Source organism: Ruminococcus sp. YRD2003, from assembly GCA_900109435.1.
In the GTDB taxonomy this organism is placed as follows: Bacteria; Bacillota; Clostridia; order Oscillospirales; family Ruminococcaceae; genus Ruminococcus; species Ruminococcus flavefaciens_G.
Genome location: FNZT01000003.1, coordinates 446131 through 463133, shown reverse-complemented (window position 1 = coordinate 463133; position 17003 = coordinate 446131). Strand labels below are relative to the sequence as shown.

General features: G+C 51.6%; 17 protein-coding genes. 9 read left to right on the top strand and 8 right to left on the bottom strand.

The window, feature by feature from the left end:
• The first annotated feature begins 8 nt into the window (after positions 1-8).
• Positions 9-1457: a glutamate--tRNA ligase gene (gene gltX, locus BMX22_RS02100; RefSeq protein WP_074740272.1), complete on the top strand. Its 1449-nt coding sequence runs from the start codon at positions 9-11 to the stop codon at positions 1455-1457.
• 68 nt (positions 1458-1525) lie between these two features.
• Here gltX and BMX22_RS02095 read toward each other — a convergent pair whose 3' ends face one another.
• Positions 1526-3544: a class I tRNA ligase family protein gene (locus BMX22_RS02095; RefSeq protein WP_074740271.1), complete on the bottom strand. Its 2019-nt coding sequence runs from the start codon at positions 3542-3544 to the stop codon at positions 1526-1528.
• A 233-nt stretch (positions 3545-3777) separates the two neighbouring features.
• Between BMX22_RS02095 and BMX22_RS02090 the strand changes: the two genes are divergently transcribed.
• Positions 3778-4659: a DegV family protein gene (locus tag BMX22_RS02090; RefSeq protein ID WP_074740270.1), complete on the top strand. Its 882-nt coding sequence runs from the start codon at positions 3778-3780 to the stop codon at positions 4657-4659.
• A 114-nt stretch (positions 4660-4773) separates the two neighbouring features.
• On the opposite strand, the gene BMX22_RS02085 is transcribed toward BMX22_RS02090, so the two are convergent.
• Positions 4774-6693 carry a GGDEF domain-containing protein gene (locus BMX22_RS02085; RefSeq protein ID WP_074740269.1) on the bottom strand — a complete coding sequence of 640 codons (1920 nt, stop codon included), beginning with the start codon at positions 6691-6693 and terminating at the stop codon, positions 4774-4776.
• A 233-nt stretch (positions 6694-6926) separates the two neighbouring features.
• Between BMX22_RS02085 and BMX22_RS02080 the strand changes: the two genes are divergently transcribed.
• Positions 6927-7508: a guanylate kinase gene (locus BMX22_RS02080; protein WP_074740268.1), complete on the top strand. Its 582-nt coding sequence runs from the start codon at positions 6927-6929 to the stop codon at positions 7506-7508.
• 37 nt (positions 7509-7545) lie between these two features.
• On the opposite strand, the gene BMX22_RS02075 is transcribed toward BMX22_RS02080, so the two are convergent.
• Genes BMX22_RS02075 through rsxC form a run of 6 tightly spaced genes read right to left on the bottom strand, consistent with a single transcriptional unit; the run spans position 7546 to position 12370 of the window.
• The gene (locus tag BMX22_RS02075; protein WP_074740267.1) at positions 7546-8340 is read right to left on the bottom strand and encodes an RnfABCDGE type electron transport complex subunit B; all 795 of its coding nucleotides are present in this window, start codon (positions 8338-8340) and stop codon (positions 7546-7548) included.
• Positions 8341-8352: 12 nt separating this feature from the next.
• Positions 8353-8931, bottom strand: a complete 579-nt coding sequence (locus tag BMX22_RS02070; protein ID WP_074740266.1) for an electron transport complex protein RnfA — start codon at positions 8929-8931, stop codon at positions 8353-8355.
• Positions 8931-9614 (bottom strand): electron transport complex subunit RsxE, encoded by a 684-nt coding sequence (gene rsxE, locus BMX22_RS02065; RefSeq protein WP_074740265.1) that lies wholly within the window; start codon positions 9612-9614, stop codon positions 8931-8933. Before rsxE ends, BMX22_RS02070 begins: the two co-directional genes overlap by 1 nt.
• The gene (locus BMX22_RS02060) at positions 9607-10134 is read right to left on the bottom strand and encodes an FMN-binding protein (RefSeq protein ID WP_074740264.1); all 528 of its coding nucleotides are present in this window, start codon (positions 10132-10134) and stop codon (positions 9607-9609) included. The genes rsxE and BMX22_RS02060 overlap by 8 nt, the downstream gene beginning before the upstream one ends.
• Positions 10127-11083, bottom strand: coding sequence for an RnfABCDGE type electron transport complex subunit D (locus BMX22_RS02055; RefSeq protein ID WP_074740263.1), 957 nt, complete (start codon positions 11081-11083; stop codon positions 10127-10129). Before BMX22_RS02055 ends, BMX22_RS02060 begins: the two co-directional genes overlap by 8 nt.
• Before the next feature lie 9 nt (positions 11084-11092).
• Positions 11093-12370 (bottom strand): electron transport complex subunit RsxC, encoded by a 1278-nt coding sequence (gene rsxC / locus BMX22_RS02050; RefSeq protein WP_074740262.1) that lies wholly within the window; start codon positions 12368-12370, stop codon positions 11093-11095.
• Positions 12371-12623: 253 nt separating this feature from the next.
• Between rsxC and BMX22_RS02045 the strand changes: the two genes are divergently transcribed.
• The 6 genes from BMX22_RS02045 (at position 12624) to rpsR (ending at position 16920) form a co-directional block, all read left to right on the top strand.
• Positions 12624-13688: a GGDEF domain-containing protein gene (locus BMX22_RS02045; RefSeq protein WP_074740261.1), complete on the top strand. Its 1065-nt coding sequence runs from the start codon at positions 12624-12626 to the stop codon at positions 13686-13688.
• A 31-nt stretch (positions 13689-13719) separates the two neighbouring features.
• Positions 13720-14916, top strand: a complete 1197-nt coding sequence (locus BMX22_RS02040) for a dockerin type I repeat-containing protein (protein WP_081349018.1) — start codon at positions 13720-13722, stop codon at positions 14914-14916.
• Positions 14916-15698, top strand: a complete 783-nt coding sequence (locus BMX22_RS02035; protein ID WP_074740259.1) for a YhfC family glutamic-type intramembrane protease — start codon at positions 14916-14918, stop codon at positions 15696-15698. Before BMX22_RS02040 ends, BMX22_RS02035 begins: the two co-directional genes overlap by 1 nt.
• Positions 15699-15833: 135 nt before the next feature.
• Positions 15834-16130, top strand: a complete 297-nt coding sequence (gene rpsF, locus BMX22_RS02030; protein ID WP_074740258.1) for a 30S ribosomal protein S6 — start codon at positions 15834-15836, stop codon at positions 16128-16130.
• A 26-nt stretch (positions 16131-16156) separates the two neighbouring features.
• Positions 16157-16639: a single-stranded DNA-binding protein gene (locus BMX22_RS02025; RefSeq protein WP_074740257.1), complete on the top strand. Its 483-nt coding sequence runs from the start codon at positions 16157-16159 to the stop codon at positions 16637-16639.
• 38 nt (positions 16640-16677) lie between these two features.
• Positions 16678-16920: a 30S ribosomal protein S18 gene (gene rpsR, locus BMX22_RS02020; RefSeq protein ID WP_031561675.1), complete on the top strand. Its 243-nt coding sequence runs from the start codon at positions 16678-16680 to the stop codon at positions 16918-16920.
• The last annotated feature ends 83 nt before the right edge of the window (positions 16921-17003 follow it).

Genomic DNA, 17003 nt, shown 5'->3' with positions numbered 1-17003 from the left:
AAATAAAGATGTCAAAAACTATCACTACAAGATTTGCTCCGTCACCGACGGGCTTCATGCATATCGGAAACCTGCGTACTGCGCTGTATTCCTACCTGCTTTCAAAGTCGCAGGGCGGCAGGTTCATACTCCGCATAGAGGATACAGACCAGGAGCGCTTTGTTGAGGGAGCGGTGGACGTTATCCTCAAAACGCTCGAAATGACGGGAATCGACTACGACGAGGGTCCCGTTGTGGGCGGAGAGCACGGTCCGTATATCCAAAGCGAGCGCCTGCCTATCTACAAAGAGTACGCGGAGAAGCTCATCGCGAGCGGTCATGCCTATTACTGCTTCTGTACTCCCGAGCGCCTTGAATCACTCAAGGACGACAAGGGGATAGGCGGCTATGACGGTTATTGCCGCGACCTCCCGAAAGAAGAGGTCGAGAAAAATCTTGCAGACGGTGTTCCCTATGTTATCCGCCAGAAAATGCCGCTCGAAGGTACTACTTCATACGTTGACGAGGTCTACGGTGAGGTAACTATCGACAACTCCGAGCTCCGCGACCAGATAATGATAAAGGCAGACGGCTATCCGACGTATAATTTCTGCCACGTAGTAGACGACTACCTCATGGGCGTTACCCACGTTGTACGCGGAAACGAGTACCTTACCTCCACGCCGAAATACTGCCTCCTCTACGATGCATTCGGCTGGGAGCGCCCGACCTACGTGCATCTCCCGCTCCTCATGGGCAAGGACGAGGACGGCAAGGTATCGAAGCTTTCAAAGCGCCACGGTGCGGTAAGCTTCCAGGACCTCGTTGCGGACGGCTATCTGCCCGAGGCTATCGTCAACTATATCGCGCTCCTCGGCTGGTGTCCCAAGGACACGAATCAGGAGTTCTTCACCATGGATGAACTCAAAGCGAACTTCTCAATGGAGGGGCTCAGCAAGTCTCCCGCCGTGTTCGACTATGAGAAGCTCAACTGGTTCAACTCCGAGTACATCAAGAAAATGGACGACGAGAGCTACCTCGCAAAAGCTCTGCCTATACTTGATGAGCTCTGTCCCGCCTACATCGACACGAAGAAGCTCGCAGGACTGCTAAAATCGCGTATCTACGCCTTCTGCGAGATAAAGGAGCGAATCGGGTTCGTGCTTGACAGGCTCGATATGGACAAGGAGCTCTATACAAATAAGAAGAACAAGACAACTCCCGAGAGCTGCAAGGAAGTCCTCGCGGACTGTCTGCCGCTTCTGAAAAATGCCGAGAGCTGGGACAACGATACGCTGTTCGAGCTGCTCAAAGGCTACGCCGCTTCCACAGAGAAGAAGGCGGGAGCTGTTATGTGGGCTATACGTATCGCTATTGCGCGTCTTGGAGTTACTCCGGGCGGAGCTACCGAGCTTATGGAAGTATTCGGCAAGGAGGAGAGTATTGCTCGAATCGAACTTGCGCTTTCTGAGCTGTAAGCTGTTTGAATCTAACAGATACAAAAAGACCTTTACCGTTTATCGGTAAAGGTCTTTTCTATGAGTTCTTATTCCTCGCTGTTCTGTGTGAACTGGCTCTCGTGACGTGTGAAGAAATCCGTGCGCGGAGGCAGGAATTTCAGCTTATGCTGCTTGCCCGTGAAGTAGGTGAGGGGCTCGAGGATAGTATCCCACGACCATATGCGCTCATCGACCTCGAGGTACTCGCGGAGCTTTTCGGTGCCGAATGGAGCCATCGGGTGCAGGAGTACTCCGGCAATACGTATCATATAGAAGAGGTTCGCAAGAGCCTGTGCGAGCTCGTCCTTGCTGATATTCTCGCCGTTTACAGCCTTTGCCATATACTTGCTGCCGTTGCGGATATAGCTGTCGAGCACGTAGGTACACTGATGGAACGCAAACTTGGACATATGTCTCTCATATTCGAGGACAGCCTTCTTTGCCTCTGCTAAGAACTTCTCCTCGGGTGCGAGGTCAGGCATTACGCCGTCGAATTCCTTCTGAGTAGTGTAGAAAGCGGTGCGTATCATGCGATTGTACACATTCGAGAGAAGCAGACCGTCCTTTACTACGGGGTCGGCATCCTCGGGCTTTGCATCGGGATTAAAGGGTTTTGGCATGAAGCTTACCGAGCGCTGACCGAGACCGAGACCGAGCCAGTGCATACGAAGCTGCTCGGGAGTGTAGTAATTGAGGAGGTCATCGGCCATAGGAGGTTTGACTGCTCCGGAGCTTGAAGCCTTCTTATCGAGGAAGAGAATGTGGTGGTTTGCCACAATAACGGGCAGCTGGAGCTCTCCGTCGGGAACATCAGCTGTCTTGGTATCGGAGCTCTGCTGTGCCATCCACATGGCAGGCTCGGCAATGCCGTAGAAGTAGATATTGTCCTGACCGATGAACTGATATACGGTCGAATCCTTGCTGCACCAGTAATCCTTCCACTCATCGCGGTCTCTGCCCTCTTTTTCAAGGTAGGTCTGTGTGAACGAGATAGGCGCCCAGAGAGATTCGGGCCAGACCCACACGGTCAGCCCTTCAACACCGTCCATGACGGGTGCGGGAACTCCCCATTCGATGTTACCCGTAAGACGGAAGGGAACAAGTGTCTTGCCTGTTCTGTAGCGTATGCCGTTCGCGGTGAGTATACGGCACGCCTCGTCGCAATCGGAGAGCTTGGTGAACTGTACCGTGAACGAAGGTTTCTTGGGCTCCTCGAGGTACTCATGTTCGGGCATGGTGTCCTTGAGAGTGAGGTATTTTTCCTCGAACTCGCGCTTTACATAGATAACGGGCGGCTTGAGGAACTCGTCTATAGTCTTCCATACAACGGGACGGATATCCTTGCGCTTTTTGAGCTCCTCGACCCAGTCCTTCATCAGCTGCTCATAGTCGCGGAGCTTGAAGTACCAGTTGGTGACGGGCTTCATCGTAGGAGTCTCACCTGTGAGCGTGCTGACGGGGTCAACAAGGTTCTCGGGCATATACTGATGTCCGAGGTCGCACTCGTCAGCGTAGCCCTTTTCGGAGGTACATCCTTCTACGGGACATTTTCCGATGACCTGTCTGCCGTTGAGGAAGCAGCCTGCCTTCTCATCGTAGAACTGCATGGTAGTTATCTGATTGAGCTGTCCCTTCTTGTGGAGCGAGCTGATGAACCAATCAGTGACCTCGGCGTGTATCTCCTTGGAGCGTCCGAGACCCGAAGCTGCAAAGAGGTTCGGTGATATGCCGTAGTCGTCGAGCGTCTTCTGCTGTTTGTCGTGGTTGCGCTGTACAAACTCTTCAAGGGAACCGCTGAACTCGCCGTTCTTGACCTTGACGCGCCAGCCCTCAGCTATAGGGGAGCCGTAGCAGTCGGTACCTCCGACGAAGATGACATTTTCCTTGCCGATACGGTCGCGCATGAAGCGGGCGTATGTGTCAGCAAACACAAACATTCCGCCGACGTGTCCGAAGTGGAGTTCCTTGTTGCCGTATGGCATACCGCCCGTGATGACAGCTCTCTTCGGGAAAACAGGGCGCGGTATCTCAAACGGCTTGTTGTTTTTTTCTTTCTTGTCAGACATATTTATGATTCCTTTCGGTGGATTATCAATCACATTTTATTATATCACATAAAGCACAAAATAGCAAGTGGACGCGGCGAAAAACTTTCGTTCCATCAAGCCTTGCCGCGAAAACTGAGGCTGCGTAGATCCTGATTATTGCTGAGCGCAAGCTATTTGTTGACAAAACCGCCCGACGGTGATATAATTGATTTGTATTTTACAGACATTTTCAAAAGAAAGAGGAATGACAAATGAAAACAGCGGTAATGACCGACACAAACAGCGGTATCACACTTGATGAGGGCAAGACAAACGGGATTTTCGTACTGCCCATGCCGGTAATGATCGACGGCAAGGATTATATGGAGGAGGTCACGCTCGACCACACTATGCTGTATAAGGCTCTCAGCGAAGACAAGGACATTGTTTCCTCGCAGCCTTCGCCGGGTGATCTCACTCAGATGTGGGATGATATACTTTCGCAGGGCTACGATGAGCTCGTGTATATCCCGATGACGAGCGGACTCAGCGGCTCTTGTGCGACTGCTACAGCTCTCTCCGCAGACTATGACGGAAAGGTCATTGTAGTTGACAATCACCGCATATCCATAACTCTGCTCGACTCCGTGTACGATGCGCAGTACATGGCTGAAAACGGTATGACGGGACAGGCAATCAAGGAATACCTCGAGGAGCAGACCTATAACAACGACATTTATATCACACTCCAGAGCCTTAAACGCATAATCAAGACAGGCAGGATAACCAAGGCGGGTGCCGCTATAGCGACAGTGCTCAACCTCAAACCCGTGCTGAAGATACAGGGCGGCAAGCTTGATGCATACGCAAAAGTAAGAGGTATGGACAACGCCGAGAAGAAGATGTTCGAAGCGATCCACAACGACCTCGAGAACAAGTATAAGGGCGTCCCGAAGGAGCATATGAGCATCGGCGCTTCGGGCACAATGGAAACTCAGGAGCAGATAGACCGCTGGGTCGGAATGATAAAAGCGGAATTCCCGGGGTATCACGTTACATACAGACCTCTGGCGTGCAGCATAGCGAGCCATGTCGGTACAGGCACTCAGGGTGTGGCAGCAGGTATAACGAAGCGTACGCTTGAACTGCCTTGAAACTGATAGTTAAAAGATTACAGGATCGTTTGAAGAAAAGTCTTTGATGCATTTAACGAAACTATAAAACGAAAAACAGCGGCACGCAAAATGAGTGCCGCTGTTTGTATACGGTTATTCTCTGCGAAGATAGCGTGAAGTCGCTTTCTTCTTTTTCTTTTCGTACATCATCTCATCCGCCTCGGTGATAAGCGTGAACAGCGTCAGGTCGTCCGTAACCTCGGACATTATCGAGCCGATGCTCGCCGATATCTCATACGGCTTATTGATAACGGAGTTGATATTCTCGAGATGCTTCTTGAAGTTCGTTTCAAGGTGCTCTATATCTCCTTCGTGGACTCCCGAGCCAAGTATGATGAACTCGTCTCCGCCGAAGCGTGCGCAGATGTAGTTCTTATCGCAGCAGCTGGCGATGACGCTTGCGAGACGCTGGAGCGCAAAGTCGCCCTCCTTGTGCCCGAAGTTGTCGTTGATGAGCTTCAGGCCGTCCATGTCGATGAAGGAAATGAGCATCTTGTCGCCTGTACGCTTGCAGCGGGTGAATATCGTGTCGGCTGCTCTGATGAAGCCGCTTCTGTTGTAGATGTTGCACAGCGGGTCGTTCACGTAGAGCTTGTCGAGCTCGTGTATCATGCTGTTGAGGTTTAGCAGCTTGCGGATATTCTCGATGGAGTGGCTGATATTGAGCATTATCGAGTGGCAGAGCATACTCTTCAGCGGGAATGGCGTATTCGTGATGATGTAGTAGCCGAGGCACACCTCACGGAAATGAAGCGGCAGGAAAAAGCTGACATTACCGCTGCTGCCGTCGCGGTAGGGATACATTGCGCTGCTGCTAAAGCTCTCGACCGCAAACTTTTTCTCGCCGTCGATTATTAGCGGTGCGCTCATCTTCTCGGTGTAGCCGCGTATCTGAGGCTTGTGTTCCTCGTGCTGCTTCCAGCCGTCGCGGAACGATTCGTCCCAGTTCGAGCAGAGGCATAGCGAGAAGCGTCCGAGATGAAGCTCATTGACATATCTTGCGATATCATCTATAACGTCCTCGAGGGTATCGTTGTCGGCGAGGTCGGTGGTCAGGCGGTTGAGCACCGCGATGTCGTGGTGACAGTCGTTTAGTCGCTTGAATACGTTCTGCTTGTAGCTGCTGACGTTCTCGTCATATTCGCTCTTGCAGCCGCAGCTCTCCGCAAAAACGGGAGTTGCCTGAAGCGATGATTCCTCGTCTGTATTCTTTCCCGAGATAATGTCGAGTATAGCCTGACACGCATGATATCCCGCGGCGTCGAGCGGTCTGTCTACCGTAGTTAGCGAGGGGGAGTAGTGGCGCGCGTTGAATGTGTTGTCAAAGCCCGTGACTATCACGTCATCGGGTACGCTGTATCCCTGTGCGCGGAGCTCCTCAATTGCCGCGAGCGCCATATTGTCGTTTGCACATACTATAGCGTCGGGTTTGGACAGCTTTGAGTCATTAAATTCCTTGACGGCTCTCTTTCCGTCCTCAGCGCGGAACTCTCCGAAGAATACGCGCCTTGTGTCAACGGTCAGACCGTGCTCTGCCATGACGCTGAGGAATGCCTGATATCTGTCCTCAGCCTCGGGATTTGTCAGAGGTCCAGATATATAGTTGACGAGCTTTGCGCCGTGTACCTCTATGACGTGCTCGACAATAGCGCGCATGGCGCTGGTGTTGTCTATCCTGATGTTGTAAAGCTCGGGATAGTCGTTGCAGTCAAAGACTACAGCGGGCAGCTTTGAAGCCTTGACGCGGTTTATAAGATTCTCCTTCTCGCTGGGGTCGCTGATGGTGTTGGTCATCAGGATAACTCCGTCGAAGCGGTCGAAGTTTATGAGCGAGTATATATTGTATTCACCGATATCATACTTTGAAATGGAGATAACTCCGCCTATCGGTGCAAAGCATGAGATGTTGACATCATGCTCCTTGGCAAATGCGATAATGCCCTCAAGTATGGCGTTCTGGTATTCCTCGTCTATGCCTGCTACTATAACGGCTATCTCGATTGGCTTTGACATTGGCTGTCACCCCTCGTTTGCGTTTATTTCAGCACATATTGCTGATAACCCTATATACACATATTAATTATATAATCTTATTCACTTCTTGTCAAGACGTTTTCACTAAATTTTCATCCAGAACGTCTGAACGATTTATACTAAATTGGTCTAAGAATTTTTAGGTTTACCTCACTTGAATTTTGTACGCGAATCTGCTATAATAGTACCTGACACATTTTAGGAGGTCTCTTATGAACAGGATATTCTGCATAATGGGAAAGAGCTCGTCAGGCAAGGACAGCCTGTATTCGGCTATAATAGGCAGTCTGGCACTCACCCCGCTCGTCATATACACCACCCGTCCCATGCGCGAGAATGAGAAGGACGGAAGGGAGTACCACTTCGTCGACCGTGAGACCTTTGAGAAGATGAGCTCTGAGGGAAGGGTCATTGAGAGCCGTACTTACAATACCAAGCTCGGAGACTGGACATACTTCACAGCAAATGACAACATTGACCTTGATTCACACAGCTATGCCGTCATAGGCACGCTTGAGTCGTTCGTGCCGATACGTGACTACTTCGGCGCGGACAGGGTAGTCCCGCTGTATGTCGAGGTCGAGGACGGCGAGAGGCTCGCACGAGCAGTGGAGCGCGAGCGCCGTGAGGAGGAACCGAAGTTCACCGAGCTCTGCCGCCGATTCATCGCTGACACTGAGGATTTCTCCGACGAGAAGCTTGCGGCGGCGGGAGTTGAGCGCCGTTTCGACAATACGGGCTCGTTCAATGAGTGCCTCAACGAGATGAAGAAATATATACTTTCGTTTGAATGAGAAAACGCTGTCTACCGTAATGATAGACAGCGTTTTTTTAGACTTTGCAGGTGTGTATGACCTTGACGGGACAAGCCGCCATGCATTCACCGCAGTTCTCGCACTTGTCGTAATCTATCGACGCGTGGAAGTTTTCGACCTTGATTGCGCCTGTCGGACACTTCTTCTCGCACATTTTACAACCGATACAGCCGTTCTTGCAAGCAAGCTTGGTCGCCTTGCCGTTATCGCCCGAAGAGCAGAGCACATCTATGTGTTTGGTTTTGGGCTTGATGCTTATCAGCAAATTCGGACATACAGCTGCACACTGACCGCACGCACCGCACAGAGCAGGGTCTACCTTCGCGACGCCGTTCACTATCCTGATAGCGTCGTGCTCGCAGACAGCCGCGCAGTCTCCGAGTCCGATACAGCCGAATTTGCACGAGCCGTTACCGCCGTAGAAGCGCTTTACAGCCTTGCAGGACTGCACACCGTCAAAGTCGAACTGAGGCTTTGTAGCTTCACAGTCGCCCGAGCAGTGTACCACAGCCGTCATAGGGACGACTTCCGCAGCCGTAGTACCGAGTATGTCGGCTATCTTGCCTGCGGCATCAGCTCCGCCTGGACGGCATAGATTAGTGGGAGCTCCCTTGGTGATGATAGCGTCGGCGTAGTCAGCACAGCCTGCGAATCCGCACGCGCCGCAGTTCGCCTGCGGCAGAGCCTCCGATATCTTCTCGATGCGTTCGTCCACCTTGACGTAAAATACCTTTGACGCTATAGTCAGCAGCACGCCCGCGAGAATGCCGCAGCCTCCGAGGATAAGAGCGGGGATCAGATATGTTTCCATGTCGGCACCCCCTTAGCTCATAAGTCCCGAGAAGCCCATGAAGCTTACGGAGACTATCGAAGCGGCGATGAGCGTTGCAGGCACGCCCTTGAATGTTTCGGGTATGTCGGCGTATTCGAGCTTTTTGCGTACACCCGAGAAGATGATGAGCATCAGCGCGAATCCGATTCCGCCGAACAGAGCATTCACGAGTGACTGTATGAAGGTGTAGTTGTTGTCGATGTTGATTACAGTTACGCCGAGAACAGCGCAGTTCGTCGTGATGAGCGGCAGATAAACGCCGAGTGACTTATACAGCGCGGGAACGCACTTTTTGAGAAAGTTTTCGACGAGCTGAACGAAAAGCGCGATAACGAGTATGAATACTACCGTCTTGAAATACTCGATATGATTCGGAACGAGGAGCCCGTGATAAATGGGGTACGTAACACAGGTCGCGCATATCATGACGAATGTTACCGCGATGCCCATGCCCGTTGCACTGCCGAGCTTCTTTGAAACGCCGAGGAACGGACAGATTCCCATGAATTTCGAGACAATAAAGTTGTCGGTTATCATTGCCGAGAGCATTATTGCAAGTATTGTCTTCATTACTTATCCGACTCCTTTGTACCGCATTTTTCTGCCATGGGACAGCCTTCACAGCCTCCGCAAGAGAGCTCCTGAGGAGGCTTCTTGTTTTTGAGTTTGTTTACTGCCGCGATTATGCAGCCGAGGGTGAAGAAGCCGCCTGCGGGCATGATAAACAGCAGCATTGGGTTAGAGTGCATTACGGGAATGTCCATGCCCATCCACTGACCCGCGCCTATTATTTCGCGGATACTGCCCATGAGGAAGAGGGCGAGCGTGAAGCCTATACCCATTCCTATCGCGTCGAACGCGGAAGCTATGACGTTGTTCTTGCTCGCGAACATTTCTGCACGTCCGAAGATTATGCAGTTTACGGTGATGAGCGTGAGGTAGATGCCGAGGCTGTCATACAGGCTCGGAACGAAGCCCTCGAGCAGGAAGCCGATGAGAGTAACGAAGCTTGCGATGATGACAATGAATGCGGGGATACGCACCTTGTCGGGAATGACCTTGCGCAGAGCCGAGATAACGATGTTAGAGCCGAGAAGAACGAACGTTGTGGCAAGACCCATTCCGATACCGTTCATTGCCTGTGTCGTAACAGCGAGCGTGGGGCACATACCCAGCAGCATTACGAGCGTGGGGTTCTCCTTGATTATGCCCTTTGTAAGCTCGCCGAAAAGTGAGTTCTTCTTATCAGCCATTGAGTATCGCCTCCTTGTTTTCATTGTAAGCATCGAGTGCCCGACCTACTGCTTTCATCATGCCGTTTGATGAGAAGGTCGCACCGCTGATGCCGTCAACGGCAGAAGCCTCGGCGTTCGAGCCTATGCCGTAGAACTGCTCACGGAATTCGGGGATATCGCGTACCTTCGAGCCGAGACCGGGAGTCTCGCCGAGAGATACGAACTCTATTCCCGATACCTTGCCGTCGGCGTCTATGCCGACCAGTATGTTTATTCCGTCCTTGGAGTAGCCGTCAGCTATGACCTGTATCGCAGTTCTGCCGTCGGAGGTAACAGCGACTGCCTCTATGCCGTCGCCGAAATCGCCCTCAACGAGCTTTGAATCGGTCTTGCCGAAGAGTGCCTCGACAGACGAGCTGAATTTGAGCTCCTTCTGCTCGGCGATGTTCTCTTTTGTGAGCTCATGAGCGAACACGAGAAGAGCCGAAGCCACAAGGCATATTATCGTGAGAACGAGGGAGGGGAGTATCTTATTCATTCTTCTCAGCCTCCTTTGCTCCGAGCACCTTTGTGCGTGTTAGCTGCTCTATGTACGGAGTCAGTACGTTCATCAGCAGTATCGAGAACGATACGCCCTCCGGGAATGAGCCGAAGCGTCTGATGACAAAGGTGATGAGTCCGCAGCCGAGACCGAATACTATCTTGCCCTTGGTGCTGATAGGAGTGGTGGCATAGTCCGTAGCCATGAAGAAGGCTCCGAGGAACACGCCGCCTGCGAGTATCTGATAAACGGGGTCGCCGCCGCTTACCCATGTGAGCACGAAGAGGCTGCCGATGAATGAGAGTGGGGCTGCGAGGTTGATTATTTTGCGTACTGCGAGGTAGAGTCCGCCGATGAGGAGCGCAAGAGCGCAGGTCTCGCCGAGACAGCCGCCTGTCTTTCCGAGGAAGAGGTCGAGATATGAGGGCATGAGTATCTCATCGGTCGTACCTCTGAATGAATCGAGGACAAGCGGGGTAGCACCCGATACTGCGTCAACAGCTTCATGTGTGAACGGCTCCACCCACCTTGTCATAGCGGCAGGGAAGCTCACCATGAGAACTATTCGTGCAGTAATGGCAGGGTTTGCGAAGTTCTGACCGATGCCGCCGAAGAGCTGTTTTACTACAACGATCGCAACGAATGAGCCTATCACCGCCATCCACAGTGGAAGCGTTGAAGGCAGGTTCATCGCCAGTATCACGCCTGTGACGACCGCCGATAGGTCGCCGATAGTGTTTTCACGCTTCATGAGCTTTCTGGTGAGGAACTCAAACAGAACGCACGAGCCGACACATACTGCCGTCAGCAGCAGAGCACGCAGTCCGAAGTATACACATCCCACTATGAGCGCGGGCATAAGTGCGATAATGACATTGAGCATTATCGTCGAGGTCTTCAGGTAGTTTTCGTCGTGCGGAGACGGCGAAACAATAAGTCTGTTCATGTTCTCACCTCACTTTCTTGGTATAAGAGCCTTCGCGAGCTGATTTGTCTCCGCGAGCTTTCGGTTCGCGGGACATACGTAGGTGCAGCTTCCGCAGTTCATGCAGAGCAGCACTTTCAGCTTCTTCAGGTCGTCGATATCTTTTATCCTGTATGCCCTGTCTATCTCGGCGGGCATGAGTCCGAGAGGGCATACGTTCACACATCTGCCGCAGCGTATGCACGCAGACGTCTTTCTCTCATCGTAGCTCTTGAATGCGAGCAGTGCGTTCGAGGTCTTGACAACGGGCATATCTATATCGGGTACGGACATCCCCATCATTGGTCCGCCCGCAATGACTTTTTTCAGTGCGTCGATGTCGGTCTTGCAGAACTCCATTACCTCGCGGAAGCTTGTGCCTATGGGGACGAGCACATTTTGGGGCTCGCCTACAGCATTTCCGTCGACGGTCATGCGGCGCGTGATGAGCGGCATACCGTCCTTGCTGTAGCGGTAAAGGAACGCGATAGTTGACACGTTCATGACTATCACGCCTGCGTCTGCGGGGAGAGTTCCTTCGTTGACGATGCGTCCCGTAGAGTTGTAGATGATGACCTTTTCTGCTCCCTGCGGATACGCAGATGGGAGCGTGATGATGTCGATGGTGTCATCCTTAGCAGCCATCTCGGTGAAGTTCTTTATCGCCTCGGGCTTGTTGCCCTCTATGGCGAGTTTTGCCTGCTTTATCCCGAGCATATCCTTCACGAGATTTATTCCCCCGATGACATCTTCGGGGTGCTCTATCATCTCGCGGTAGTCGGCGGTTATGTAGGGCTCGCACTCGGCGCCGTTGATGATGAGGGTGTCTATCTCAGCCTTGGGGTTCATTTTTATGTGTGTCGGAAAACCAGCTCCTCCGAGTCCGCATGAGCCGCTCTCACGAACAGCCTTGATGAAGCTCTCCTTGTCGGTGAGCACGGGAGGCTTGACCTCCTCCGAGACCTCCTGCTTTCCGTCTGTCTCTATCTCAACAGCCTTGCACACTGTTCCCATGGCGTTGCGGTAATCGGTCAGAGCCTTTACCGTGCCCGACACGCTCGAATGTACGGGGACGCTGAATGGCGCATCGCACTCGCCTATTTTCTGTCCGACCTTTACTGTGTCGCCGACCTTTACGAGAGGAGTGCACGGAGCTCCCATGTGCATCGACATGGGTATCCTCACCATTGCGGGAACGGGAAGCTCGACAGTAGCGCTGTTTTCCGTGTTTTTACGGTGATTCAGCTTTATACCGTTCAGTTTTTTCATATTTAGCTCCTTATAAATAAGAAATAAGTGTATTGTCCGAATGACAGCGAACATTTCTATTATACATTATATTATCATTTATTTCAAGTGGTTACTGCAAAAAAATTATGTTTTGGCAATAATTTTTCAAATATTGCGGTATTTTTAGCCTTTGCTTGCATTATCGGCATCGTTGTGATATAATATAACAAATATTTGGAGAATTGACGGGGCCTTTGCTGATGGTAGCCGAAAAATGATATTGGGGGAATCTATGATAAAGAAGTTTTTTTCAAGAGCAGGGAACATTCTTATTTATGCAGGGCTCGACCGTGAACAGTATGAAGCTATCAGAGCCGATATTGCGAACGAGAATACGAATCTGCTCAAATTTGCGTCATTCGTGGGAATGGTGATGTTTCTTCTGCTGATGATAATGGAGATGCGCACCGATAACTTTGCCAATGCTAATGCCTACAACTATATGCTTTCCTTAGTTGCTATGGTAATTATCCATTTCGGGGTGCGTTTCTTTGGAGAACAGCATCCGCGGATGATACTCGCACTCGTTTATCTCTTTATGATACTGCTGAATATCTATTCAGTTACGCTTTCGCTCCTCCACCCCGAATATCCTGCTGTTTCCGCGGAGGTATTCCTTGTGGCGATACCGCTTGTATTCATCGAAAGACCTGTTCGCCTTATCTTTATGACGCTTATTACGGGAGCTGTCATCTGCTTGTTTTCGTGGAAGATGAAAGAGCCCACCTATGCTGAGATGGACATTTGGAACACGGTATCTTTTTCGGCGCTCGCCATAATCGCGAACACTCTCCTTATGTGTATGAAAACTACTTCCATATACCGCAATCATCGAATAAAGTACCTCAGCGAGACAGACCTCCTTACAGAGGTCAAGAACCGCAACTGCTTCGAGAGGCGGCTGAAGCGCTACCCTGAGATGTGCAAAGAAAGGCTTGTCTGCGTGTATGCCGATATCAACGGACTGCATGAGCTCAATAATACTAAGGGGCACGAAGCGGGCGATGCTATGCTCAAATTCGTTGCTTCGGAGCTGAAAGATTTCTTTGGTCCCGAGCATACCTACAGGCTCGGAGGCGATGAATTCCTCGGAGTAAGGCTCGATGCTTCCGAAAGCGAAGCAAATGAGGCGGTCAAGGTGATACGCGAGCGGTGCAAGGTGAACGGGTATTATGTTTCGTTCGGCATTTCCGCTTGTAACAGGAACGGCGGGGATATGGACCTTTCCGTCAAGAAGGCCGAGGAGCTCATGTACCGCGAGAAAAAGGCTTTTTACGGCGAAGCCGCGAGAATATGATACAGTCGGAATTTGATATGAGGTGATGAAGATGAGATTATTCAAAAGAGCTGTATGCACGGTAACAGCGGCGGTGATGCTGCTGTGCGGTTCGGCATTCAATACTTCGGCAGCAGACGATATCGCTCATGACCCGTCCCGCGATGTACAGGCGGAGGGCGTGGGAAATCCATTCAATTACGGCGAGAGAAACACTCCTGCGGACGCCTCAACCGAAGAGATACGCGCGATAAATCATAAGATGTCCGTACAGGAGGTCAAGTACGCGCTTTACAAGGAGATAGACGAACACTGGGAACTGCTCCGCGTGAGGCTCGGTCAGGAAGAGCGTGAGAAGGTATACGCGCTGTTTCTCGGCATAGGTACGCGCGAGTCCACACTCGGTGAAGGCAAGGTCGGCGCTGACCATGAGACAGCTTTTTCTCAGGGCTTCGGCGTGAGCTCCGCCCACGCGTACGGCACTCTTCAGACCGCCGTCACTGCTTTCAAGGACTGCGACCCTACTTTTATGCCCGAGGACAACGTCCCCGAGATGTACCAGTACAGTCTCAGTGAGTCTACCTTCTATGACGCGATCATCTCGAACCATATGGGGATCCGCAAGATACTGCACTTTGTAGAGATAGGCATAAACGAAGAGGGGCTCGAGGGCTATCAGGTAGTACGCGGAGCTCTCAAGGGCTTCAATACGGGTTGGTGCGACTATCAGGAGCAGAATCCAGGCTACTATAAGGACTACCCCGACGAGATAATTGCCCTCGCTCACTGGTACTACGACGAGGGGCACCTCTACGACAACGAGTTCACTTGGACGAATGACCAGCGCGCCGAGAAGTACCGTTCCGGCGACAACAACTGGTGGGGCTGGTGGGGCGACGTCCAGCCGAGTATGGCTGAGATACAGCAGCAGGCTCCCGTAACGAGCTCCTCTGCTGTTTCAGAGACAACTACAGCGACCACAGCGGTCTCCGCAGCTTCGTCGTCAAGCGAAGCTATGTCCGATGTGAAGTACGGCGACGCGAACTGCGACGGAAATGTCTCTATTGCTGACGCGACGGCTATACTCCAGCACCTCGGCAACCGCGACAAATACGGCCTGAGAGCACAGGGGATGCTGAATGCCGATGTTGACGGACAGTCAGGCGTTACCGCCAACGACGCCCTTGTATTACAAAAACTGGACGCGGGACTTTATAAGCTTACCGACCTGCCGCTTGAGAACAAATAATGGCATCTGATATTTATTTCTCCACAGGCACTCTCCTAAGATATGCCGCGACGGGTATATTCGCAGCTGTCGTGCCTTTCCTGCTTGCATATCTGTGGCGCAAGCGCACGAATGAGAGCTGGTTGGTCTTTCTGGCGGGATTTCTTGCATATTTTGCGGCGGGAACTGTCCGCATCATACTTAGAGCCTTCATTTTCAGAGAGGGGAGCGCTTTCACGACCGACCCTTTCCTGTTCTATCTCGTGCAGGGGCTACTCTCCGGCGTATGTGAGGAGTCTGCCCGATATCTCGCTTTCAGGTACCCGCTCGGCAACAAGACGGCGCGCACGACCTCGGTAATGTACGGGCTGGGACATGACTGCTACGAGACTATAGCTGTAGGCACTATGGCGTCCTTCCATTACGTGCTCGACGGCATTGATTGGAATAATCTCGGTGAAGCCGAATTCACAAAAGGACTCGACGAAAAGGCGGCACGGAAGATGCTTGAAGGAGTGGCTGCTGCTGCCGATTATTCAACGCTTGACGCCGTGCTTGTGTGCCTCGACGGTCTTGCAGGAACGTTTACCCACATAGCGCTGTCAGTCATTGTGTTCAAGGCGGTGCAGACAGGCGATCGGAAGCGCTGGCTGCTGCTGGCGATAGGACTGCACACGCTCGGAAACTTCCTTTGCGGCTATCTGCCCCTCTCGGATACGGGTATGCACCTTTTCAGCATATTCTGGGCTATGTGGATATGCTGGTTCGCATACAGAGAGTATCAGAAGCTCCCGTATGCATAAAATTTCATAAAAATGCAAATTACCCCTTGACAATAGTCAGGGGGTGTGCTATAATATTTGGGTATCGTGTGAACGGTACATATTATCCTTGCCCGCATAGTGCTACGGGCGAAATCCAGAAGGAGGTGTACAAAAATGGCAAAGGTATCCGCAAAGTATGAAGTAATGGTTGTTTTCAGCCTCAAGGACGGAGAGGAGCCCATGAAGGCTCTCGTTCAGAAGTTCAAGGAGAGGATCGAGCGTCATGCCGAAGCTGTTGAAGTCAACGAGGAGTGGGGTAAGCGCAAGCTTGCATATCCTATCGAAGACGAGACAGAGGGCTACTACGTAATCTATACGTTCCAGTCGACACCCGACTATCCCGCTGATCTTTCAAGACGTCTCAACCTCAGTGACGGCGTTCTTCGCTCACTCGTTACAGTTATCGACTAATTTCTTCATCGTTTAGGAGGCGCCATATGAATAAGGTTATTTTGGTCGGAAGACTTACCGCAGACCCCGAGCTCAGACAGACTCAGAGCGGCGTTTCATCGTGCAGATTCACTGTTGCGGTGGACAGACGCTTTGCTGACAAGAATACAGGCGAGAGACAGGCTGACTTCATCAGCTGCACCGCTTGGAGACAGACTGCCGAGTTCGTTTCACGCTACTTTAACAAGGGCAAGATGATCTGTCTTGAGGGCAGCCTCAGAACAGGCAAGTATCAGGACAAGAACCACTCCGATGTAACACATTATACCACCGAGGTATTTGTTGACAATGTGGAGTTTGTCGGCGGAAAGAACGACAACGGCGGCTCACAGCCCCAGAATAACACTTATCAGGCTCCCAGACAGCAGCCTGCTGCTCCTGCGCAGCCCGCTCCTGCAAACGATAATATGTCTTACGGTAACTTCGGAGAATACGAAGAGCTCCTCAACGAGGACGATATGCCGTTCTGAAAACGGACTGAATCAATATTACGAAAGGAGAAATTGTCATGGAAAAGGAAAGAAGTGCTCGTCCTGCAAAGAAGCCCCGCAAGAAGGTATGTATGTTCTGCGCAGACAGGATCGAGAGAATTGACTATAAGGACCTTGCTAAGCTCAGAAAGTGCGTAACAGAAAGAGCTAAGATCCTTCCCAGACGTGTGACAGGTACTTGCGCATTCCATCAGCGCGAGCTCACATCTGCTATCAAGAAGGCAAGACAGGTTGCTCTTATGCCCTACGTTAGCGACTAATCAATAAATATTGGGGAGACGTGATCCGTCTCCCTTTTTATTTTGCCGAAAAAAATCGCGCCCCACCTCGGGACGCGAATGTG